At 70.4% G+C, this 21,139-nt stretch carries 16 protein-coding genes and 2 pseudogenes; 9 read left to right on the top strand and 9 right to left on the bottom strand.

From position 1 onward, the window contains the following. Nucleotides 1-3: 3 nt before the first annotated feature. Entirely contained in the window at nt 4-459 is a 456-nt protein-coding gene (locus LX88_RS31095; RefSeq protein WP_258951331.1) for a hypothetical protein, read from the top strand. 275 nt (nt 460-734) lie between these two features. Then, the gene (locus LX88_RS31090) at nt 735-860 is read left to right on the top strand and encodes a hypothetical protein (protein WP_372511447.1); all 126 of its coding nucleotides are present in this window, start codon (nt 735-737) and stop codon (nt 858-860) included. 15 nt (nt 861-875) lie between these two features. Here LX88_RS31090 and LX88_RS43970 read toward each other — a convergent pair whose 3' ends face one another. Both LX88_RS43970 and LX88_RS31070 read right to left on the bottom strand, forming a co-directional pair. After that, nucleotides 876-1,580 carry a cold shock domain-containing protein gene (locus LX88_RS43970; RefSeq protein WP_372511450.1) on the bottom strand — a complete coding sequence of 235 codons (705 nt, stop codon included), beginning with the start codon at nt 1,578-1,580 and terminating at the stop codon, nt 876-878. A gap of 30 nt (nt 1,581-1,610) precedes the next feature. Next, nucleotides 1,611-1,814: pseudogene (locus LX88_RS31070) on the bottom strand (cold-shock protein); the annotation flags it as partial. 426 nt (nt 1,815-2,240) lie between these two features. Here LX88_RS31070 and LX88_RS31065 point away from each other — a divergent pair. Then, nucleotides 2,241-2,447 (top strand): annotated as a pseudogene (locus LX88_RS31065) (hypothetical protein); the annotation flags it as partial. Nucleotides 2,448-2,483: 36 nt separating this feature from the next. On the opposite strand, the gene LX88_RS31060 reads toward LX88_RS31065, so the two are convergent. Both LX88_RS31060 and LX88_RS31055 read right to left on the bottom strand, forming a co-directional pair. Continuing rightward, complete coding sequence (locus LX88_RS31060; RefSeq protein WP_258951330.1) at nt 2,484-5,120, bottom strand: RICIN domain-containing protein; 2,637 nt, start codon at nt 5,118-5,120, stop codon at nt 2,484-2,486. A 369-nt stretch (nt 5,121-5,489) separates the two neighbouring features. Beyond that, entirely contained in the window at nt 5,490-6,290 is an 801-nt protein-coding gene (locus LX88_RS31055; protein ID WP_258951329.1) for an NAD(P)H-dependent oxidoreductase, read from the bottom strand. A gap of 461 nt (nt 6,291-6,751) precedes the next feature. On the opposite strand from LX88_RS31055, the gene LX88_RS31050 reads away from it, so the two are divergent. After that, on the top strand, nt 6,752-8,641 hold the full coding sequence (locus LX88_RS31050; protein WP_258951328.1) for a helix-turn-helix domain-containing protein: 1,890 nt from the start codon (nt 6,752-6,754) through the stop codon (nt 8,639-8,641). Between the two features lie 63 nt (nt 8,642-8,704). On the opposite strand, the gene LX88_RS31045 is transcribed toward LX88_RS31050, so the two are convergent. Genes LX88_RS31045 through LX88_RS31030 form a run of 4 tightly spaced genes read right to left on the bottom strand, consistent with a single transcriptional unit; the run spans nt 8,705 to nt 12,783 of the window. Then, a complete protein-coding gene (locus LX88_RS31045; protein WP_258951327.1) occupies nt 8,705-10,351 on the bottom strand; it encodes a tannase/feruloyl esterase family alpha/beta hydrolase in 1,647 nt (548 codons plus the stop codon). Beyond that, complete coding sequence (locus LX88_RS31040) at nt 10,348-10,746, bottom strand: hypothetical protein (RefSeq protein WP_258951326.1); 399 nt, start codon at nt 10,744-10,746, stop codon at nt 10,348-10,350. The genes LX88_RS31045 and LX88_RS31040 overlap by 4 nt, the downstream gene beginning before the upstream one ends. A gap of 34 nt (nt 10,747-10,780) precedes the next feature. After that, a complete protein-coding gene (locus LX88_RS31035) occupies nt 10,781-11,452 on the bottom strand; it encodes a 3-oxoacid CoA-transferase subunit B (protein WP_258951325.1) in 672 nt (223 codons plus the stop codon). Continuing rightward, on the bottom strand, nt 11,449-12,783 hold the full coding sequence (locus tag LX88_RS31030) for an MFS transporter (protein WP_258951324.1): 1,335 nt from the start codon (nt 12,781-12,783) through the stop codon (nt 11,449-11,451). The genes LX88_RS31035 and LX88_RS31030 overlap by 4 nt, the downstream gene beginning before the upstream one ends. Nucleotides 12,784-12,994: 211 nt before the next feature. Here LX88_RS31030 and LX88_RS31025 point away from each other — a divergent pair, with 211 nt between their 5' ends. The 4 genes from LX88_RS31025 to LX88_RS31010 all read left to right on the top strand — a co-directional run bounded on the left by LX88_RS31025 (nt 12,995) and on the right by LX88_RS31010 (nt 18,407). Then, entirely contained in the window at nt 12,995-13,765 is a 771-nt protein-coding gene (locus tag LX88_RS31025; protein WP_258951323.1) for a CoA transferase subunit A, read from the top strand. A 16-nt stretch (nt 13,766-13,781) separates the two neighbouring features. Next, nucleotides 13,782-15,575: a helix-turn-helix domain-containing protein gene (locus LX88_RS31020; protein ID WP_258951322.1), complete on the top strand. Its 1,794-nt coding sequence runs from the start codon at nt 13,782-13,784 to the stop codon at nt 15,573-15,575. Nucleotides 15,576-15,623: 48 nt separating this feature from the next. Continuing rightward, the gene (locus LX88_RS31015) at nt 15,624-16,550 is read left to right on the top strand and encodes a 3-hydroxyacyl-CoA dehydrogenase family protein (protein ID WP_258951321.1); all 927 of its coding nucleotides are present in this window, start codon (nt 15,624-15,626) and stop codon (nt 16,548-16,550) included. A gap of 270 nt (nt 16,551-16,820) precedes the next feature. After that, nucleotides 16,821-18,407 carry a poly(ethylene terephthalate) hydrolase family protein gene (locus LX88_RS31010; RefSeq protein WP_258951320.1) on the top strand — a complete coding sequence of 529 codons (1,587 nt, stop codon included), beginning with the start codon at nt 16,821-16,823 and terminating at the stop codon, nt 18,405-18,407. A 256-nt stretch (nt 18,408-18,663) separates the two neighbouring features. Here LX88_RS31010 and LX88_RS31005 read toward each other — a convergent pair whose 3' ends face one another. Then, nucleotides 18,664-19,515 (bottom strand): LysR family transcriptional regulator, encoded by an 852-nt coding sequence (locus tag LX88_RS31005; protein ID WP_258951319.1) that lies wholly within the window; start codon nt 19,513-19,515, stop codon nt 18,664-18,666. 70 nt (nt 19,516-19,585) lie between these two features. On the opposite strand from LX88_RS31005, the gene LX88_RS31000 reads away from it, so the two are divergent. Further along, complete coding sequence (locus LX88_RS31000) at nt 19,586-20,923, top strand: FAD-binding oxidoreductase (protein ID WP_258951318.1); 1,338 nt, start codon at nt 19,586-19,588, stop codon at nt 20,921-20,923. Nucleotides 20,924-21,139: the final 216 nt, after the last annotated feature.

The raw sequence follows: 21,139 nt of genomic DNA, 5'->3' as shown, positions 1-21,139 counted from the left end.
GACGTGGCAGCTGCGAAGGACTCCGCCGCCGCTCGTCTGGTCGCGCTGCGGTCGCTGCTGGAAGTAGCCACCCGTGCGGTCGCACTCCAGCCCGCCGCCGAGCAGATCATCGGCGCCTGCACGCAGCCTGGCGACACCCCGGCGCAGGTGGCCCGCCAGGGCGGCCGGGTCGCGTCCGACTACTGCCGGCTGCACGGGTGGGCGATGGACCTCATCGGCGACGCCGACCGCGCGTCGCTGGAGTTCCGGGTGGCTCAACTGCTGCACTACCACGCCGAGATGATCGACACGTGCCTCAAGCTCGCCTTCCCGAAGTTCCGCAGCCCCAGGCTCGAACAGCGGCGGCTGGCGTTGCGCGGACTCGGCGAGCCGGCACGCACCCTGCGCGACGCGCAGGCGGCGCTTGCCCTGTGGATCTCCGACCTCGAACGGACTGACCGCGTCGAGCCGCCACACTGAACCGTCGAGACCGCCAGAGCACGCGTGTTCAACGACGAGCTGCGGAGACGAGCCGATGAGCTCCGGACGCGCGCTGGCGCGACTCCGTCTGGGCGGCCAGCAACGCGGCGGCGCGAGAAACGAGTGATGCCCACCGATGTCACTGACCTGCAGGGACCGACGCACTACTGCGATACGCGAACCACACGCCAACCTCCTCGTCCGCTGCATCAATCAGAGCCGGACCAACCTCGACCGCGTCGCACCCCTCACAGTCGCACCGGCACCTCGCTGGCGTGCCTGGCTGTCTGGACGGGGTGCCGGCCGCCGAGGCGGTCGCGTACGTGCGGGCGCGCTACGACCACCGGGCGGTCGAGGCGCCGTGGCAGCGCCGCTACGTCGCCCGCTTCGAGGCGTCGTAGGACCGTCCCGGACGGTCAGGCGTGCTCGACGGCATCGGCCTGCGGGCCCCGGTCGCTCTGCCGGATGCGGAAGCGCACCCGCTCGCCGGCCACCAGGGGCTCGCCGGAGACCACCGAGACGTGCACGAACAGGTCGGGCCCACCCGCGTCGGGGGTGATGAAGCCGAAACCGCGATCGGCGTCGTAACGGGCCACCGTGCCGTCGCCGGCGCGGGCTGCGGGCCGGGTGACCGGACGGGCCTGGCTGGGGGCCGCGGTGGCCTCCACCGGCTCGCCGGTGGCCACGAACCGCACCTCGCGCGCCTGACGACCCTGGTCCACGGTGACCGTGGTGAACGAGACCCGGTCGCCCGCGGCCGGCAGGTACACCTCGTCGACCAGGGCGCGCACGTGCAGGAAGACGTCGCCCGCCCCGTCGTCGGCGGCCACGAAGCCGAACGACTTCTCCTCGTCGAACCACAGGACGGAGCCGTCGGCACCGTCGCCGGGCGCTACCAGAGGGGCTCGGCGGACCCCGGCGTCGAAGCTCAGCGGCACCAGGTGCTGGGCCTGCGGCCCCTTCTCCCCGGCGATGACGACGAAGGCCACCCGCTGCCCGGCCGCGAGGACGCCCCCGGTGACGATGGCGGAGGAGTGCACGAACACCTCCGCACCCCCGCCGTCCGGCGCGGCGAACCCGTAGCCCTTGGCCGGCTCGTACCAGGAGACGGTGGCGAGCACACCCAGGGCCGCGTCGGGCGCGACGTCCCCGGTGACGGCGACGTGCAGCGCCTGCGGACCGCGGGGGCCCTCACCGGTCTCGAACTCCACCGTCTGGCCCTCGCGCAGCGCCCGGGCCGCGCCCTCGCCCTGCACCTGCGAGACGTGCACGAAGATGTCGTCGCTGCCGTCGTCGGGGGCGAGGAAGCCGAAGCCTCGCTCGAGGTCGTACCAGCGGACGGTTCCCTGCTGCACGGTGCACTCCTGGTCTAGCGGGTTGTCGGGGGTCCAGTGTCCCAGGTGTCGTATGTACGTCCTGATCCCGGCGCGCGGCAGCTCCGCCGTGAGTACATCGCCGAAGTCACCGAGTTCGCGCGCCGTCACCAGCCGTTGCCCGAGCGTGCGGACGTCCTCATTGCGTTTCTCGCCGATCTGGTCAGGACGACAGAACCTTGATCATCGCAGCTCAGCGCAATGAGTGCGGAGCTCTGGCACCCCACTCGCAGGCGCTGGTCTCGCGTGGCCCGGCCGGTGGGCAGTGCAAGCTGACCGCCTCGCAACTGGACCTCGTCGAACGCGCCTCCGCCGACCGAGGCTGAACCTACTGGCACGTGGTGGTCGACGAGGCACAGGTACTGTCCGAAATAGACCGGCGTGCTGGTGCGCCGCTGCCTGGGCCGTGTGCTGATCGGGCCGCCCGGCGTGCCCGTCTCGGAGACCAAGGGCCTCGAGTACGGCTCGGTGCTGGTCGTCGAGCCGGAGCGGATCGTGGCCGGCGGGCCGCGCGGGGCGGCCGAGCTGTACGTGGCGCTCACCCGTGCCACCCAACGGCTCGGCGTGCTGCACCACGAACCGCTGCCCACCGCCCCGGGCAACTGGCCGAGGTGAACCTGACGACGTGGTCGCCGCCCCTGTCCCCCTGAGTCAGGACTGCGGCACGAGTTGCCATTGCTGGTTGGCGCCGCCGTTGGCAGTCCATTGCACGACCTGCGCACCGTCGCTCGTGGACGCTCCGTAGACGTCTGCCGCGAGACCGTTGCCGACGTTGACGATGGTGAAGAAACCGCCGGCCGCCGGCCGCAGGAACCATTGCTGGTTGGTGCCGCCGTTCGCGGTCCACTGCTGCAGCTGCAACCCGGTGGTGGAAGAGGAACCGTTGACGTCGAGCACCTTGCCGGTCGCGTCGTAGCGCAGGCTGAAGGCTCCGTTCTGACCGGTGCTGACGGTCCAGGTCGCGTTTCCGGTCTGCTGCACGGCCTTGGCGCCGTCGGCGGTGGAGTTGCCGGTGATGGTCAGCGGTTTGCCGCTGTTGCGGTTGACGATGCGGTACTTACCTGGCGTCGGGCTCTGGCCGGCGCCCAGGGTGAAGTACTCGGCCGTGTCGGTGAACGTGGTGGTGCCGGACTTGGCGGTGGACAGGACGAGGTACACCCGTGAGCCGCTGGCAGGGGTCGTGAACGACACGGGCTGGCTCACGCGCGAACCCAGCGGGATGGTGAGGGTCGTGCTGCCGGAGGCGATCACCGCGCCGGTGGGGCTGTCCAGCCGGGCACTCCAGGCGAAGTCCACGGCGGTGCCGGTGAGGGTGTCGTTGAAGACGGTGACGGTGCGGTCGACCCTGGTGCTGGCGGCGTAACCGGGAACGGCCGACGGTAGCGGGAAGCTGCCGTTCGCGTCGGACGCACCGGAGGCCGACCAGTAGGGCAGGTCGATCGCGGCGACCGGGTTGAACCCGGCCTGGACCCGCTGGATCTGGGCGTTGCTCCACGGGTCGGGCAGGTTGTCCACGCCGTAGACGGGGCGGCCGCCCTCCTCCGGGATGAAGTCCGTGGTCCGCACGCCGGGGATGACGCCCGCCCAGGCGGACAGCAGCGTGTACGGCCGTATGTCGCTGGCGTCCTTGCCGCGCTTGGCGGCGGTCGCGGTGGCGAACCACTCGAAGCCCTGCTTCGTGTTGCACGCCGGCCAGATGAACTCGCCCTCGCCGTCCGGCCGACCGGCCACGGACCAGGTCTGCTCGCCGTAGCGGCCGAAGCCGTCGAGGTAGTGCGGGACGAGGTTGAAGTTGGCCTGCGTCATGCTGGGATACTGGTTGGGCGACCCGCCGGTGCCCAGCTCGGCGATGATCGGCCTGGTGCCGTCGGCGCCGTTCATGGCCGCGTACAGCTCCCGCTGGAACTGCTCGGAGTCGAACTCGCCGCCGTTCGGCTCGTTCACCTGGCTCCAGCGGATGATCGCGGGGTGGTTGCGGTCGCGCAGGACCAGCGCGCGGGCGTGGGCCACCATGTTGGCGCGACCGGCGTTGAAGTCCTGTGGTCCGCCGGAGCCGCGGATCGCGGTCTCGTCGATGATCATCAAGCCGAGCTCGTCCGCCGTGTCGAGCATGTACGGACTGGCCGGCTCCTGGTGGATCCGGACGACGTTGTAGTTGAGCCGCTGGTAGTTGTCGACCGCCTGCGGCCAGCCGCCGTTGCCGGTCGACGGCGGGAGGAAGCCGGGCAGTGTGTGGTAGGCGTCGCCCTTGCCGCCGTTGTCGATCCGGTCGTAGTCGGCGCCCTGCAGGTTGTCGCCGCGCACGTTCAGCCGCACACCGTTGAGGCGGTAGTGCTCGCCGTTCTGGGTGCTTTCCCGGAACCCGAACCGGTACGTGGCGTCGCTGGTGCGGCCGTCGTCGGTGGAAGCGTGCACCGACAGCCGGTGCAGCTGAGCGCGATATCCCTGGCGGTACGGCACGTTCGGCCACCAGTACGACGTGGAGCCGAGGTTCCACGCCACCGGGCCGACCGTCACCTTGGCGGTCGAGTGGGCGGCGACTGTGACCGTGCGACTGGGCAGCCCCGGATAGCTGAAGTTCGCGCCGTTGTCCGAGGCGAGCGTGCCACCGAGGGTCACGGTGCGGGCTCTGCCGGAGGTGTTGGTGACCGACACGTCATAGGTGAGGCTCTGGTCGGCGACCGAGGTGCGAACGAAGGCGTCGCTCACGTACACGGCCGGGTACACGCGCAGGAACGCCGAACGGAAGATGCCCTGCGGCACCGCCTCGGACCAGCTGGCGGCGTCGGGAACCAGGTACTTGCCCGTCGGCGTCTTCAACGCGTTGCGGCCCTTCACGTTCACGCTGATCGTGTGCGTGGTGCCCGGCGCCGCGACAGCGGTGATGTCGAAGTTCGACGGGGTGAACGCGGTCGTCTGGGTGGCGACGACCCGCCCGTCGACCGACAGGGTCGCCTGGTGGTTCACCGCGCCGAACTCGATCCACGCCGACTGCGGCTGCCCCGAGTCGGGCACGGTGATGGTGCGCGAGTACGTCGCCTCGGACACGTCGGTGAAGCCCTGCTTGTACCAGCCACCACCGGGCACGGTGATCGTCGTGGCCGCCCTGCCCGCCGGCGTGAAGCTCCACCTGCCAGCCAGGTCGACGGACCCGATCGCGGCGTTGCCCGCGGCGACCCCGTTCACGTCCGGCACCGGGGCGGCGGAACCAGCCGCCGGGACCGGCGTTGTCACCCCGGTCCCGGCCAGCACTACCGCGACCACGGCCCGCACCAACACTCGTGCCATGCCTGAACTCCTTGTCCTGGCGAAGAGTTCTCATCACTGGCGGCGGGCCATCGCAGAGTCCACAGTGGACGAAGCTGTCACAGGTGTTCGTCGAGTCGAGGACAGGGAGCGCGCAGTCCCCAAGGTAGGGCTCGGCGGCCGTGACGGTCAATAGGTAGTACATGTTGAAAGTGATGAGTCGGACTAGTCCACTCATATGCCTGTTCAGGGCGGTCGCCACTTGCATACCGACCATATTGGTATGACTCATCCACTGCGATCGACAGAGAGGCGCTGGAACGCGCGACGGCATCGGACATGTTGAGTCGGACACTGGCCTGATGGCGTACTCTTACCTGCTCGTTGGCGCCCCGGAACACGTTGCCGGGCTCAGTCGCGATCAGCCAGATGGATTCCCAGATCGGTGCGGCCGGACGCGAGGTCCTCCCGCAGTGCGCGCGTGTTCGCGTAGTCACCGTCGCGCAGCCGCCGGAACCGTCGCGCGCGTTCGTCATCGACGCCGCCGATCCTGGTCACCAAACGCTCAACCTGGTGTTCGACCTCTTCAGGACCGAGCGAATCGGCGTCGTGGACCACGTGCAGGTCCAGTGCCTCGATCCCGACGTACCAGAGCACGCCGTGGGTGATCGAGAAGAGCAGGGAGTCGAGGTCGCCGCTGATCCCGCGCGGGCCGATGGAGCGCTCGTCCTCGCCCGCGGTGACCACGATCAACGCCTTGCGCCCGACCAGCCCGCCATCGCCGTACCGGCGCGGCACGCCGAGTTCGGAGTCGAGATCGCCGTAGGCGAACCCACTGGTGAGCACCCGGTCGAACCATCCCTTCAGGATCGCCGGCGGCCCGTACCACCACAGCGGGAACTGCAGGACGAGCAGTTCGGCCGCGGCGAGCTTGGCCTGCTCCTCGCGCACGTCGGCAGGCAGTTGGCCGCTGGCGTAGGCCTCCCCCGCCAGCTCGGAGATGTTGCCCGGGCGTTCCGCCAGATCTCCCAGGTCGCGCTTGGACAGCACGGGGTCGAAGCCCTGGGCGTAGAGATCCGACACCGTCACCTCATACCGCTGCGACAAGGCTTTGGCCCCGGCTTGCAGGAGACGGTCGTTCAGCGAGTCACGGCGCGGGTGCGCGTACACCCACAGAGCGTTCCCCGGCTTCGGCGGATGAGCGATGGTCATACTTCACCTCGGTCTGCTGGTGATCTTGTGGTCGTACTCGCATTGAAGCCGCGAACGACGGGATCGGAAATAGGCGAACGTCCAACGGTCATACGTGCGCGTCCACAGGGCTCTGATCGCGTTGCTCGAGCACCGGCCGCGTCGTTGGGACTCAACCACACGGCCGTGTGCGCGCAAAGGCGGTGACAGCGGCGGCCCACTCTTCGCGGCGAACGGCGAAGCCGTCGGCCTCGCCTCGGGCTGCTGCGGCAACTGCCGGATCGGCGGCATGGCGTTCTTCCACTCGGCCTTCTCGCAGTGTCGAGCATCGCTTCCAGCCGCCCACACGCGAATCACGACCGTGAAGGCACGCAGACCCGGCGAGTTCGGCCGATCGTCGAACCGTCCGTTGGCGCGTCAGGAGTTGCGGCCGATCTCGGAGGACAGTGCAATGCTCGACGACGTCGTCGGTGGAAGGACCCGTGACAGTGGCGATCGGTTCGTACCTCGAACTGCTGTTGGCGTCGGACCCCGACGTCGGGGATTTCGACGAGCCCCTGGTTCGGGCCCGCGCGGACGGTGCGCCGCCGGACCGGCTGGCCTGTCTGGAACGGGAGCGGGCGCTGGCGCTGCGGGTCCGCGAGATCCTGATCGGGCACCGCCGGCACCAGGCAGAGTTGCAGTTGCTCAACGACACGGCCCATGACCTGGCCGCACTGCACGACCTGGACGCGATCCTGCAGGCGATCTCCGATCGGGCGCGCCGTCTGCTGGAATGCGACGTGGCCTACATCAGCCTCAGCGATCGCGACCGCGGAGACAGCTACATCAAGGCCGCGTCAGGCAACATCTCCGGGCTGCTGCGCGAGTTGCGGTTGCCCAGTGGTGCCGGTGTGGGCGGCATGGTCGCCCGCACCGGCGCGCCTTACAGCGTGCTGTCCTACCACGACGACAAGTCGATCATCCACACGGCGGAGATCGACCGGACCGTGCGCGCGGAGAAGATGGTGTCGCTGCTCGGGGTGCCGGTCGTGCTGGGGCAGCACGTGATCGGCGTGCTGCTGGCGGCGCACCGGGAGCAGCGCACGTTCAGCGGCCGGGACGTGGGCGCGTTGTCCATGCTGGCCGCGCACGCCGCCGTGGCCATCGACAACAGCCGGCTGCTGGGTGAGGCGCGGGCGGCGGCGAACGAGTTGCGGGTCGCTAACACGACCATCCGGTCCCACGCCGAGGCCCTGGAGCGCAGCGCGGCGTTGCACGAACGCCTCACCCGCCTGGTCTTGGACGGCAAGGGCGTGAACGAGGTGGTCCAGGCCGCGGCGCACTCGGTCGGCGTGGGGGGCGTGGCACTGGTGAACCGGGACGGCACCGTGGTGACCCGCGAAGGTGACGCCGCTGCGGTGGAGGCGGCTGACCTGGTCGCACTCGCCCGTGCCGCGCGCGAGGCCGGGTACACGGTCGTGGGCGACACGACGTGCGCGGTGCCGATGATCACCGAGTCCGACTACCTCGGCACGATGGTCCTCGTGGGAGAGACCGCGATCGGTGACATCGACCGGCGCACGCTGGAGGCGACGGCGTTGGTGGCCTCGCTGGTGCTGGTGACGCGCCAGCGCCTGGCCGAGACCGAGGCGCAGGTGCGCGGCGAACTGTTGGAGGACCTGCTGTCCCCGTCGCCGGGCCGGGACGACCTGCTGCGCCATCGTGCCTCACTGCTGGGTGTGGACCTGGACGCCCGGCACGTCGTCGTGGTGGCCCGGGTCTGCGGGGGCGGGCGCGAGCGCTACCACTCCGCGGCGGCGACGCTGGCTCGTCGCGGTGGTGGTCTGGCGACCTGCCGCAAGGACGAGGTGGTGCTGTTGCTGCCGGGCGCCGAGCCTGGACGGCAGGCACGGGTGGCGAGTCGTGAGCTGTCCACCGCGACACGGCCGGTGACCGCGGGCGCGGCGGCGGTGGAGAGCATCGAACGGGTCGCCGAGGCGTACCGGGAGGCGGCGGACTGCGCACAGGCCATGCTCGCGCTGGACCGCGTGGGAGAAGGTGCCGACACCTCGGAACTGGGTGCGGTGGGCGTGCTGTTCGGCAGCAGGCGCGATCTCGGTTCGTTCGTCGACTCCGTGCTCGGCTGCCTGATCGACTACGACAAGACGCGTGGCGCGGACCTGGTGCGCACGCTCAGCGCCTACTGCGCGAGCGGGCAGAGCGTCTCCACCACGGCGCAGGAGCTGCACCTGCACGCCAACACCATCGCGCAGCGCCTGTCCCGGATCGGCCGGCTGCTGGGCGGGACGTGGCGTGAGCCCGGCCGGCTGTTGGAGGTGCAGATCGCGTTGCAGCTGCTCAGGATCAGCCGGCCAGAACTGGTGCGGTGAACGGGCGCGGCGTGCGGTTCCGCTGTTGGACGGGAGGACGCACGCCGGTTCAGCCGCAGCGGGCTACCTGATGCAGACGTAACTGCGCGCGGAATCGGGATCGCCCATCCCGGCGTAGCGAGGCCAGGCCGGGTACTGGCACAGGGGCCGGGTGCGTTGGCCCGCAGCCGGGTTCTTGTCGGTGACCACGGGCCGCAAAGGCGGCAATTGGCGCTCGACCCAGTTCTGGAGCGCGGTCACCGAGTCCCAGCCGGCGGCGAACGCGGCGTCGACGTTGACGTGGTTGGCGCCGGGCACGACGTAGAAGCGGGCGAACCTGTGAGTGGCCGCGCTCCCCAGCCGCTGCTGGACCCGGCCGAAGTACTCGGCGGTGGAGCGGTGGCTGACCAGTTCGTCGGCGGCGCCGTGCACGAGCAGGAGCTTGCCGCCGACGGCGGCGAAGGGCCGCAGATCGGGATCGTTGACGTCCTGGAGGGCGGACAGCGCGCTGATGCGCTGCCGCCACGGCCCCGGATCGAGCGGATCGATCGCCAGCGGGTCGTGCGCGGGATCACGGGTGACGAAGTGCTTGACCCACTGGTCCCAGAACTGCACGCCGTAGCCCGCGGTCTTGGGCATGGGGCCGGCAGGGGCAGCGGTACCGAGGCCCAGCAACGGTGTGGTCATGTCCGCCCCCGACAGGAACGGGAAGCCGGGGTAACCACGTTCACCGCTGGCGATGTCGTAGTCCCAGCGCAGAGGTGCGGACATCTTTCGCACCACGTCGATCTGCGGGTCGGACAGGCACGAGTCCCCGGTGTCACCGCCGCCGGGGCAGCGCAGCACGACGGGGTCGAACCGACATCCCGACTCGTTGGAGACGACGCCGTCGCGGACGCCGTCCGCACCGTCGCAGGCACTGATGACGTTGCGGTACAGCAGGTCCTGTTTCGCGGGACCGGGGAACGCCCCCGGCTGGGACAACAACTGCGCTTGGTGGCCGAAGAACAGGTCCAGGCTGGCGGCGTTCCAGGCCGGGTAGGCGGAGAGCACGCCGCCGAAGTCGGCTGGCCAGCGCTGGGCCACCGCCAGCGCCTCCCGGCCGCCGCTGGAGCCGCCGGCGAAGAAGCTGTGCCGCGGAGCGGCCCCGTAGCGCTTGCCGATGACGAACACGGCGGCGTCGCGGGTCTTCTTCAACGCGTCACCGGCGAAGTTGCGCAGTGCCTCGTCGTTGACCGCGAAGGAGCCGTCCAGCGACCGGGCCGGGGTGAAGTCCGGCGCGGCCTGGTGCCCGGAGTCGCTCGCGAACGTCGCGTACCCGCGCCCCAGCGGGGTGGGCCGGTCGGCGGGTGAATAGGGGACGTTGCCCGCGACGTCGGGGATGGTGCCGTCGTAACCTCCGCCGCCGAACATGAGCGCCTTGCGGTTCCACCGCGCCGGCAGGGCGATCCGCAGCAGGATGTCCGGTGCGGCCGGGTCGACAGGGTGCAGCGCCGCGTCCACCCGGCAGTGCTCTCCGACCGCGGTGGCCCCGTCGCCCGCGGGAGCGACCAGCTGCGCCGCGGTGACCTCACCACCGGTGGTCGGCAGTCCGATCACCGCAGCCGGGATCATCGTGCCGCGCAACGCGGTGCAGCCCGTCGATCCGGTATGCGCCGCTGCCGGAGGTGCGATGAGCGCCGCACCGCACACCAGCGCCACAACCGGGGCAACTCCCTGACGTCTTCTCATGGTGCCTCCCTGGGCTCCGCATCGTCGCGGGAACCACAGGCTAGGCACGGCCGGTGGCCCTTCACGATGTGCGCGGGCACATACCGGCGGCCTTCGCCGTGTGGCCCGGCACCGGGTTCGACCACCGTCACGCGCGGCTGCCGGCGGTACACCGGAGAACGACAGACTGGCCGACCGGTGGGCGGCGCAGACGGGGCGGTGGCCTCCCACAACCAGTCGGCGAAGGCGCTGTCGATCGTGGGCAGCTCGCGCAGCTCACCGAGGTGGACCCCACGGGTCATGTTCGCCCACACCACACCGAAGTCGCCCGGTTCGACAGGTGCCGGCCGGTGTGCGAGACGGCGCACCGCGTAGCCGGTGGCGACCCACCGCTCCCGCTCCCACGAGAAGCTCACACCTGTCACCTGCCAGGTCCTTTTCGGATCGGATTCAGGCACGGGTGACGGCCGGGAGCATGGCCCTCGGATCGGTGGGCACGAGCAGATCGGGCTCGGTCGCCGCCCTCACGTCGGCGACGGTGACGCCGGGCGCCAGCTCGCGCAGGACCAGGCCGTCCGGGGTGACGTCGAGAACGGCGAGGTCGGTGATCACCCGGTGCACGACGCGGCGGCCGGTGGTGGGCAGCGTGCAGGTGCGGACGATCTTGGGTGAGCCGTCCCTGGTGGTGTGCTCCATCAAAACGATCACCCTGCGGGCGCCGTGGACGAGGTCCATCGCGCCGCCCATGCCCTTGACCACGGCGCCGGGGATCATCCAGTTGGCCAGGTCGCCTTCGGCGGAGACCTGCATGGCGCCGAGCACGGCGACGTCGATGTGGCCGCCGCGGATCATGGCGAAGGACAACGCCGAGTCGAAGAACGAAGCGCCGGGTGCGACGGTGACGGTCTCCTTGCCGGCGTTGATGAGGTCGGGGTGCTCCAGGCCGTCGGCCGGGTAGGGACCGACTCCGAGGATGCCGTTCTCCGAGTGCAGCACGACGTGCTTGTCAGCGGGAACGTGGTCGGCGATCAGGGTGGGCAGGCCGATGCCGAGGTTGACGTAGCCGCCGTCGGGCAGTTCGCGGGCGGCTCGGGCGGCCATCTGGGCGCGGGTCAGGCTCATCGGGCGGACACCTCGGCAAGGTCGCGGTGGCGGGTTTCGGTGGCGGCCAGCACCCCGGCGGTGGAGATGACGGCGGCGACGACGACGTAGATCGTGATCGGTGTGGGGCTCCCGTAGTGGGACAGCAGCGCGGTGGCGATCAAAGGCGCCAGCGAGCCCGCGATGATCGAGGTGACCTGGTAGCCGATGGAGGTGCCGGAGTAGCGGACGTCGGTGTCGAACTGCTCGGCGAAGAACGCGGCTTGAGGCCCGTACATCGCCGCGTGCGCGAGGAGGCCGCCGACCACGGCCAGGATGATCGACCAGCTGTCGCGGCTGTCGAGCAGCGGGAAGAACACCAGCGCCCACAACCCCATGCCGATGGTGCCGGCCAGGTAGACCGGCCGCCTGCCGATCCGGTCGGACAGCGCGCCGAAGGCCGGGATGGCGACCAGGTGGACGACGTTGGCCAGCAGCAGGGCGTTGAGCACCACCGACTTGTCCAGCTTCAGGTGAGCGGTGACGTAGGTGAGGACGAACGCGGTGATGATGTAGTAGGAGATGTTCTCCACCATCCGCGCCGAGATGCACACCGCGATCTGCTTGGGGTGACGGCGCAGCGCCTCCAGCGCCGGAGCGCGTCGAGCCGTTCCGTCGGCGGCATCGGTGTGCGCACGAGCCTCCGCGCGGGCACGGGCCTCGGTGAACACCGGGGCGTCCTCAATGGACGAACGGATCCAGTAGCCCAGCCCGATCAGCACCGCGGACAACAGGAACGGCACCCGCCAGCCCCAGTCCAGGAACATCTCATCGGGCATGGTCGCGGCCAGCAGCGCGAGCACCGCGGTCGCCAGCAGGTTGCCGACCGGGACGCCGGCCTGGGGCCAGCTCGCCCAGAAACCGCGCCACCGCGGGGATCCGTGCTCGCTGACCAGCAGCACAGCGCCGCTCCACTCGCCGCCGATGGCGAAGCCCTGCACCAGCCTCAACACCGTCAGCAGCACCGCCGCCCACACACCGATGGAGGCGTAGGTCGGCAACAGGCCGATCGCCGCGGTGGCCACGCCCATCATCACCAGGCTGACCATGAGCAGCTTCTTGCGGCCGAGCCGGTCGCCGAAGTGCCCGAACACCAGGCCGCCCAGCGGGCGGGCGACGAACCCGAGCGCGTAGGTGAGGAAGGCCAGCATGGTGCCCACCAGCGGGTCGCTCTGCGGGAAGAACAGCTTGTTGAACACCAGGGCGGCGGCCGAGCCGTAGAGGAAGAAGTCGTACCACTCCACGGCGGTGCCGACCAGGCTCGCGGCCACCACACGGCCCATCCGGGTCTGTGGCGCGGCGGCTGTGCTCATCAGGACTCCTTTTGTCATGCCGTGCCGAATGCACCGCCCGGGAAAGTCACCGGCAGGCGGTGTGCACGGCGGCAAACGCTAAGCCGGGAGCTCAGGCCGACCAATGTGGCCGGACACGTAAAACACGCCTCGCTCATGTGTGCGGCCACATTGTCGGCCGCACCGGAGTTCGCCCAGTGTTGATCCGCACGACATCGGCGGAAGGGACGGAATGGACAAGCTGGTTTCGACGGTCACGGCGGCGGTGTCCGACATCCCCGACGGGGCGAGCCTGGCGGTCGGCGGGTTCGGTCTGTGCGGCATCCCCGTGGAACTGATCCGGGCGCTGCACGCACGGGGCACCACCGGTCTGGACGTCGTGTCCAACAACTGCGGGGTGGACGACTTCGGGCTGGGCATCTTGCTCGCCGACCACCGCATCGCGCGGATGACCAGTTCCTACGTCGGCGAGAACAAGGAGTTCGCGCGCCAGTTCCTCGCCGGTGAGCTGGAGGTGGAACTGGTGCCGCAAGGAAGCCTGGCCGAGCGGCTGCGCGCCGGCGGCGCCGGCATCCCCGCGTTCTACACGGCCACCGGGGTGGGCACCCAGATCGCCGAGGGTGGCGTCCCGCTGCGCTACTCCCCTGACGGCCAGGTCGAGAAGACCGCGACGGCCAAGGAGGTCCGGCACTTCGACGTCGCCGGCGCACCGCACCCGTTCGTCCTGGAGCGCGCGATCACCTGCGACTACGCCCTCGTGCACGCCGCTCGCGGCGACCGGCACGGCAACCTGGTGTTCCACCGGTCGGCACGCAACTTCAACCCGCTGTGCGCGATGGCCGGCCGGATCACCGTCGCCGAGGTCGAGGAACTGCTGGCGCCGGGCGAGCTGGATCCCGACGAGGTGCACCTGCCCGGGGTGTTCGTCCAGCGGGTCGTGCACGTGGGCACCGACGTGGAGAAGCGGATCGAGCGGCGAACCGTGCGGCCCGCCGCGGGTTGAGAAGAGGAGGAGGCGCATGGACGAAGTCGCCTTCCGCCTGCTGGAGTTGCTCGCCGCAGGCGCGCGCGGTGACGAGCTGGCGCTCATCGCCGTGGACGACCCCGGCGCGGGTCAGGCGGTCGAGCTGGCGCTGCGCATCAACACCACGATGCGCGGCCACCGGCGGCGGGAGGCCGAGCTCAGCGCTCTGTTCGACACCGCGGGCGACCTGGCCCGCCTGCGCGACCCGAACGCGGTGCTGCGGTCCATCGTGCACCGGGCTCGGCGGTTGCTGGGCGTCGAGCTGTCGTACCTGACCTTCAACGACCCGGTCACCGAAACGACGTCCATGCGCGTCACCGACGGCTCGGTCTCCGAGCTGTTCCCGCGAGTCCGGATGGACATGGGTGTGGGCCTGGGCGGTCTGGTCGCGCAGACCGCCCGGCCCTACGCCACCCCGGACTACCTCACCGACGGACGCTTCCACCACAGCGAACCCGTGGACGCGGCGGTGCGCGACGAAGGACTGACCGCACTGCTCGCCGTGCCGCTCACGGTGGGAGACAACGTCATCGGCGTCCTTTACGCCGCCGAACGCAGCCCCCGCGACTTCACTCCCGACGAGATCGCGCTGCTGTCGTCGCTGGCCGACCACGCCGCCGTCGCACTGGACAACGCCAGGTTGCTGGCCGAGATCAGCGCCCACAGCCAGGCCGTGGAACGCGCCGAGGAAGCCCACGACAAGCTGATGGACCTGGTGCTGCGCGGCGGCGACCTGCCCGCCGTCGCCGCCGCCGTGGCCGACGTGCTGGGCGGCGGCATCGGTATGTTCACCGCCGACGGAGCCGAACTGACCCGCATCGGACCGCCTACCCGAGCCCCGGAGCCTCGTGATGTCGCCGCCTCCCACCACTCCGGCCGCGCGGTGTCCACATCGGACGGCTGGGTGTGCGCGGTGCAGGCCGGACCCGAACTGCTGGGCAGCATCGTGCGCAGCGCCGGCGCCGGTGAAGTCGACCTCGTCGACGCCGACCGGCGCCTGTTCGAACGCGCCGCCGTCGTCACCGCCCTGCTGCTGTTGTTGCGCCGCTCGGTGGCCAAGGCCGAGGACGAGGTGCGCGGCGAGCTGCTCACCGACCTGCTCACCGCACCCGACCGCAACCCCTCCGCCCTGCTCGACCGCGCCCGTCGCCTGGGCGTGGACCTCGCCGCACCCCACGCCGTGCTCATCGCCCACGCCACCGCCGTCCCACGCCGCCGGCTGGCCACCGCGGCCGCCCAGTTCGCCACGCTGATCGGGATCCACGCCGAACAGGTGGTGCTGCTCGTCCGCACCGACTGTCCCGGCACCCTGGCCGGCCGCGTCTCGACGGCGCTGGGCGCCGCGACCGGCTGCCCGGTCACCGTCGCAGCCGCCGGCCCGGCCGGTGGACCCGCGGAGCTCGCCCGCGCCCACGCCGAAGCGAGCCGCTGCCTCCGCGCACTACTGCGCCTGGGCCGCGAGGGCGCGGGCGCCTCGATGGCGGAGCTGGGCTTCATCGGACTTCTGCTCGCCGACCACGCCGATCACACCGCGTTCATCCGTCGCACCCTCGGACCGGTCTTCGACTACGACCGCGAACGCGGCACCGAGCTCCTGCGCACCCTGGACGCCTACTTCGCCACCGGCGGAAACCCACCACGGGCCAAGGACCTGCTGCACGTCCACGTCAACACCGTCGCCCAGCGCCTGGACCGCATCAGCAGGCTGCTCGGAGCCGACTGGCAGTCCCCTCACCGGATGCTGGAGATCCAACTGGCGCTACGCCTGCACGCGTTGCAGGCGGACTGACCACACCGGCCACGCACCTCCTTTTCCACATTCGAGCAAAGGACATCCATGGCGCTATTCGGCATAGTCGGCGCGGGGCTCATGGGCCACGGAATCGCCGTCGCATTGGCGAGAGCGGGTCACCACACCCGGCTCCACGACCCGGACCCCGTGGTGCTGGGCGACCTGCACGACCGCGTCGGGAAGGCACTGGAGCTGACCGGCACACCCGAGCCGGCGAGAGCGGCCGTGCTGGACCTGATCAGCGCCACATCCGACCTCGACAGCGCGTTGCGCCAGGCCGACGTCGTCGTGGAGGCGGTGCCGGAACGGATGGCCGTCAAGCACGAGGTGATGGCGTCGGTGGAAGCCGTGGTCCCCGCGCACGTCCCGATCTGGTCGAACACCTCGGTCCTGTCGATCACCGGCATCGGTGCCGGCATGCGGCACCCCGAGCGCCTGGTGGGCGTGCACTGGTGGAACCCGCCCCACCTCATCCCGCTCGTGGAGATCGCGCCGGGTGACGCGACGAACACACGGCTGGTGCACGAGGCGGAAGAGCTGATCCTCTCGCTGGGCAAGACCGCGGTCCGGCTGCACCGCGACGTCCCCGGCTTCATCGGCAACCGGCTGCAGTTCGCCCTGGTGCGCGAAGCACTGCACCTGCTCGACGAGGGCGTCTGCGACGCACAAACCCTCGACACCGTGGTGCGCGCGAGTTTCGGCCTGCGGCTCGCGGCTGTCGGCCCGATGGAGAACGCCGACTACATCGGGCTAGACCTCACCCGTTCCATCCTCGCCAACCTGGCGCCGCACCTGTCCACGGCCACCGAGTCGTTCCCCGCGCTGGACAAGCTCCTCACCGACGGGCACCGCGGCCGGGCCACCCGTCAGGGTCTGCTCACCTGGACCGACCATCGCGACATCGACGTGGCCGGCCGCCTGGTCGACGGCATCCGCCGCAACCTCGCCGCCACGGAGGCCGCCGTCCGCTGAGCCCGCGTTGAGCCACGGGCGTACGAGCCTGACGAGGGCGGCTCGTACGCCCGTTCCCATGTGCTCGACTGCGGAGTTCCGCACGAAAAAGCGAAGGAATGCCGAGCCACATCGCAGAAATAGGAAGTGTTGCCAGCGACATGCGAATGGCGCCCAAGAGTGTGGACGGGCACATGGCCTAGCCCTTTTTACATTCGTAACATCGGCGAAACAGCGTGACCCCGATCACCTGTTCACCCTGCACCATTTTCCTGTCCAGGAGGCTGTCCGATGTCCACAACTCCACTCCGTGCCGCATTCCGCGGCCGCGGTACGGCAGTGCTCGCGGCGTTCGCCGCGGCATCCGCCGCCGTGTCGCTGGTCGCGTTCTCGCCGCAGGTGCGCGCGGACCTGGCCGCCACCACGGCAGCGGTCGAGCACGACCCGGTGATCATCATCCCGGGCATGACCGGCACGACCCAGTACATGGAGCCGATGAAGACCAAGTTCGTCTCCGCCGGCTGGCGCGCGGACCGCGTCGACACCTGGACCGACAGCACCAGCATGACCGGCGACCTCACCAAGGCCGGCCAGGAGATCGGTCAGAAGGTCGACAGCGTGCTGTCCCGCACCGGAGCCCGCAAGGTCGTCCTGGTGACCTGGTCGGCCTCCACCCTCGCCGCCCGTTCCTACCTCAAACACGTCCCCCGCGCGCAGGACAAGGTCTCGCTGTACTTCTCGATGGCCGGGCCGCACCACGGCACCACCGCTGCCGCGCCGTGGTGCCAGAACCTGTACCCGTCGTGCAAGCAGTTCGCCATCGGCTCGCCGTGGCTGGCCGCACTGAACTCCGGCACCGAGGTCCCCGGCTCCCCCGCCGTCCGCTACACCACCCAGCGCTCCACCTGCGACACCAACGTCAGCCCCAGCACCTCAGCCGAACTCGCCGGTGCCACCAACCTCCAGACACCGACCTGCATCACCCACAGCAGCTTTCCCAGCGACACCGGCGTGTTCAACCAGATCAAGAACATCATCATCGACCAGGAGAACAAGCCCACCACCACACCGACGACCACCTCGACCACCACGAGCGGCTCGACCACGACCACCACCGCGCCGCCGAACTCGCCCTGCAAGTCGGTCAACGGCCAGTGGGCCACCGCCGGTCCCTTCGCGGTGACCTCCGCCTCCAACGGCCGCGGCACCACCGTCTTCCGTCCCACTGCCCTGGGCACCCTGGGCTGCACCACCCACCCCGTGGTGCTGTGGAACAACGGGGCCCGCTCCGGACTCGACCGGTACGTGCCCCTGCTCAACCACCTGGCCTCCCACGGCTTCATCGTCGCCGCGGCGGAGGGCAACGCCGGCAACGCCGGCCCCATGCTGCAGGGCCTGGACCACCTGACCACCGAGAACAACCGCGCCGGCAGCCCTCTGCAGGGCAAGGTCGACCTGACCAACGTCGGCGCCACCGGCCACTCCTTCGGCGGCGGCGCGGCGATCGACGCCGGAGCCGACCCCCGCGTGGACACCATCGCCCCGATCTACCCGCTCGCGACCACCAGCGGCAGCCGGGTCCGCGGTCCGGCGCTGTTCATCGCCGGGCAGAACGACACGATCGTCTCGCCCATCGTCGTCCGCACCCCGTACAACCAGGCCACCCAGGTCCCGGCGATCTTCGCCGAACAGCGCGGTGCCGACCACTACGGCATCCCCGCCCTGCACGGCACCATCACCTCCTGGTTCCGCCTGCACCTCATGCAGGACGAACAGGCTCGCGGCCTGTACTTCGGCACCAACTGCACCTACTGCACCTCCGCGTTCTGGTCGGTCTTCGAACGCAACGCCAAGGCACAGGCCGTCGCCGGCCCCTGACGCCCCGCACACGAACAACGGGGAGCCCGACATCGGTCGGGCTCCCCGTCCCTGTTCTGGAGAGTTCTACGCACCAGCGGCGCGATGACCGCCATCAGATCCGGTTCACCGCAAGGCTTCTGCTGTGACAATGGCTTCGATAGTCGGTCACCCGCAGTGACCCAGACCAACACCCGTAGGCCACAGTTGCCCGGCGCCTCCGGCATCTCCGGCGCCGCCGAGGCGAGATCTGGGGACGGTCACGTAGCCGAGTGGTTCACGGGTGGGCTGTCGCGGCGGCGAGTGCGGCGACGCGGGCGGTGCGGGCACCGGTACGCCAGCACAGAACCCAGCGCACGGGTGGCGAGCCCGGCGCGAAGGGCACCATCGTGAGGGTGGGGCGGGCGAAGTAGTCGGCGGCGTGCGCGGCCAGCGGGCAGACCCCCTCCCCCGCGGCGACCCGCGTCATCAGGTCCAACAGGGTCGCCGCAGGGGTCGGCGGTTCGGGGTGACGGCGGTAGGGCGCGGCCCGGCGACCGGCCCGGAACACGACCTCGCCATCAAGATCGTCGAGTGTCACCGCTGTGCGGGTTGCCAGCCGGTGCCGGCGTGCCACGGCCAGCACGACCGGTTCGGTGTACACGAGCGGGCCTTGCTCGAAGCCGGCTTCGTCCTGGCCGACGGGTGCGTTGGTGACGGCGACGTCGACCTCGCCGGAGCGCAGCAGGTCGAGCGGGTCGGTGAAGCCGGTCTCGCGAAAGACGATCTCGACGCCGGGGTTCTTCTCGCGGAACCGGGTGAACACCGGGGCGGCGAGCTCGGCGACCGCGGGAGCTTCCAAGCCGACGGTGAGCACGCCGGTGATCCCTCGTCCGGCCGCGACGGCGGCGGCGACCCCGCGTTCGATGCGGTCGTGCCCCGCACGGACATCGGCGTAGAGGGCGGCGCCGACCGGACTGAGCGCGACCCGCCGGCTGGTGCGCTCGAACAGGGCCACACCGAACCGGCGTTCCAGCCGGGCGATCGTCTGGCTCACCCGCGCCTGCGACACCAGCAGCCGCTGCGCCGTCCGACCGAAGTGCAGCTCCTCCGCGAGCGTCAGGAAGATCTCGATCTCGCGCCGTTCCATAACTCTGAGGTTATCAGTCTATGCCTGATATGACATTGTTTCCGCAGCTCAGCACCGACAGGATCGAGTCATGACCGATTACCTCACCATGACCGATCCCGGCTACGACACCGAGCGTCGCGGCTACAACCTCTCCGTCGAGCACCGGCCCGCGGTCGTCGTCCCGGCAGCCTCCGTCGACGACGTGATCGACGCTGTCGGCCACGCCGCCGCCCACGGCCTGGGCGTCGCCGTCCAGGCCACCGGGCACGGTCCGTCCCTCAGCGCCGACGGCCAGGTCCTGATCACCACCTCGCGGCTCGACGGGATCAGCATCGACCCGCACGCCCGTACTGCCCGGATCGAGGCCGGCGTGCGAGGCGGAGCGCTGGTGCGCGCCGCCGCCGAACACGGGCTCGCGCCGCTCAACGGCTCCTCGCCCGAGGTCGGTGCGGTCTCGTACCACCTCGGCGGCGGGCTCGGGATCCTCGGCCGCAGCCTCGGCTGGGCCGTCGACCACGTGCGCGCCATCGAGATCGTCACCGCCGACGCGTCCGGTCACGTCGAGCTGCGCCGCGTCACCGCAACCCGGCACCCGGACCTGTTCTGGGCATTGCGCGGCGGCGGCAAAGGCACCTACGGCGTCGTCACCGCCCTCGAGATCGACCTGCACCCGATCACCCGGCTCTACGGCGGCGGCATGCACTTCGCCGCCGACACCGCCGAACGCGCCCTCGCCACCTGGGCGCAGTGGACCCGCAGCACCCCCGAGGCGATGAGCTCTTCGGTGCTGCTCATCCGGATGCCCGACCTCCCTGCCCTGCCCGACGCTCTCCGTGGCCGCTACCTACTGCAGGTGCGCTTCGCCTACACCGGCTCCGCGGAGGCCGGAGAGCAGCTCGTCCGCCCGTTCCGCGAGCTGGGACCGATCACCGACACCGTCACCGAGATGCCCTACACCGCCGTCGGCACCATCCACGCCGAACCCACCACCCCGGTGCCGTTCCACGCCCGCAACACCATGCTGGCATCACTGGACACCGCCGCCGTCATGGAACTGCTGCATCACGCCGGTCCCAACGCCGACGCTCCCTATCTCGTCGAACTGCGCCACACCGGCGGCGCCCTGAACCGGCCCGGCGCGGTCCCCAGCGCACTCGCCCGCCGCGACGGCCAGTACGTCCTCTACGCCGGAGCCGCCGCGGAACCCGCGCAACTACCGGCACTGCGCACGGCGTTCACCCGGCTGTTCACCGCGATGAAACCCTGGTCCACCGGCGGCGTCTGCGTGAACTTCCTGTCCGGCCCCGACATCAGCGCCACCGAGCTCGCCACCGGCTATCTCCCCGGCGACCTCGACCGGCTCGCCGCCGTCAAACGCGCCGTCGACCCACAAGACGTGTTCCGCATCCACCACGGCCGAGCATGACAACCTCGATCCACCACGGAGCTCAAGCCTCCGATCATCGGCTGATCAAGGCCGGGCGGGCAGGATCCGGGTCCGGCCCCGACGAGGTGGGCATGCGACGAGCCGGTTCAGAAGCCGATGACCTGCGCGCTCTCATCGCATCTGTCTCAAGTGCTGGCCCGAACGGTGCCGTTGGCGACGAGTTCCGCCCGGAACCCGTCAGCCCACGGCGTCGTG

The organism is Lentzea californiensis, from assembly GCF_024648825.1.
Taxonomy (GTDB): domain Bacteria; phylum Actinomycetota; class Actinomycetes; order Mycobacteriales; family Pseudonocardiaceae; genus Lentzea; species Lentzea californiensis.
This window is presented reverse-complemented; position numbering and strand designations above follow the sequence as displayed.

Bases quoted from the DNA above. Each gene is read 5' to 3' on its own strand.
- LX88_RS31060 (WP_258951330.1), bottom strand. From the start codon at position 5,120: ATGGCACGAGTGTTGGTGCGGGCCGTGGTCGCGGTAGTGCTGGCCGGG.
- LX88_RS31030 (WP_258951324.1), bottom strand. From the start codon at position 12,783: ATGAGCACAGCCGCCGCGCCACAGACCCGGATGGGCCGTGTGGTGGCC.
- LX88_RS31015 (WP_258951321.1), top strand. From the start codon at position 15,624: ATGGCGCTATTCGGCATAGTCGGCGCGGGGCTCATGGGCCACGGAATC.
- LX88_RS31045 (WP_258951327.1), bottom strand. From the start codon at position 10,351: ATGAGAAGACGTCAGGGAGTTGCCCCGGTTGTGGCGCTGGTGTGCGGT.
- LX88_RS31020 (WP_258951322.1), top strand. From the start codon at position 13,782: ATGGACGAAGTCGCCTTCCGCCTGCTGGAGTTGCTCGCCGCAGGCGCG.
- LX88_RS31055 (WP_258951329.1), bottom strand. From the start codon at position 6,290: ATGACCATCGCTCATCCGCCGAAGCCGGGGAACGCTCTGTGGGTGTAC.
- LX88_RS31000 (WP_258951318.1), top strand. From the start codon at position 19,586: ATGACCGATTACCTCACCATGACCGATCCCGGCTACGACACCGAGCGT.
- LX88_RS31025 (WP_258951323.1), top strand. From the start codon at position 12,995: ATGGACAAGCTGGTTTCGACGGTCACGGCGGCGGTGTCCGACATCCCC.
- LX88_RS31010 (WP_258951320.1), top strand. From the start codon at position 16,821: ATGTCCACAACTCCACTCCGTGCCGCATTCCGCGGCCGCGGTACGGCA.
- LX88_RS31005 (WP_258951319.1), bottom strand. From the start codon at position 19,515: ATGGAACGGCGCGAGATCGAGATCTTCCTGACGCTCGCGGAGGAGCTG.
- LX88_RS31035 (WP_258951325.1), bottom strand. From the start codon at position 11,452: ATGAGCCTGACCCGCGCCCAGATGGCCGCCCGAGCCGCCCGCGAACTG.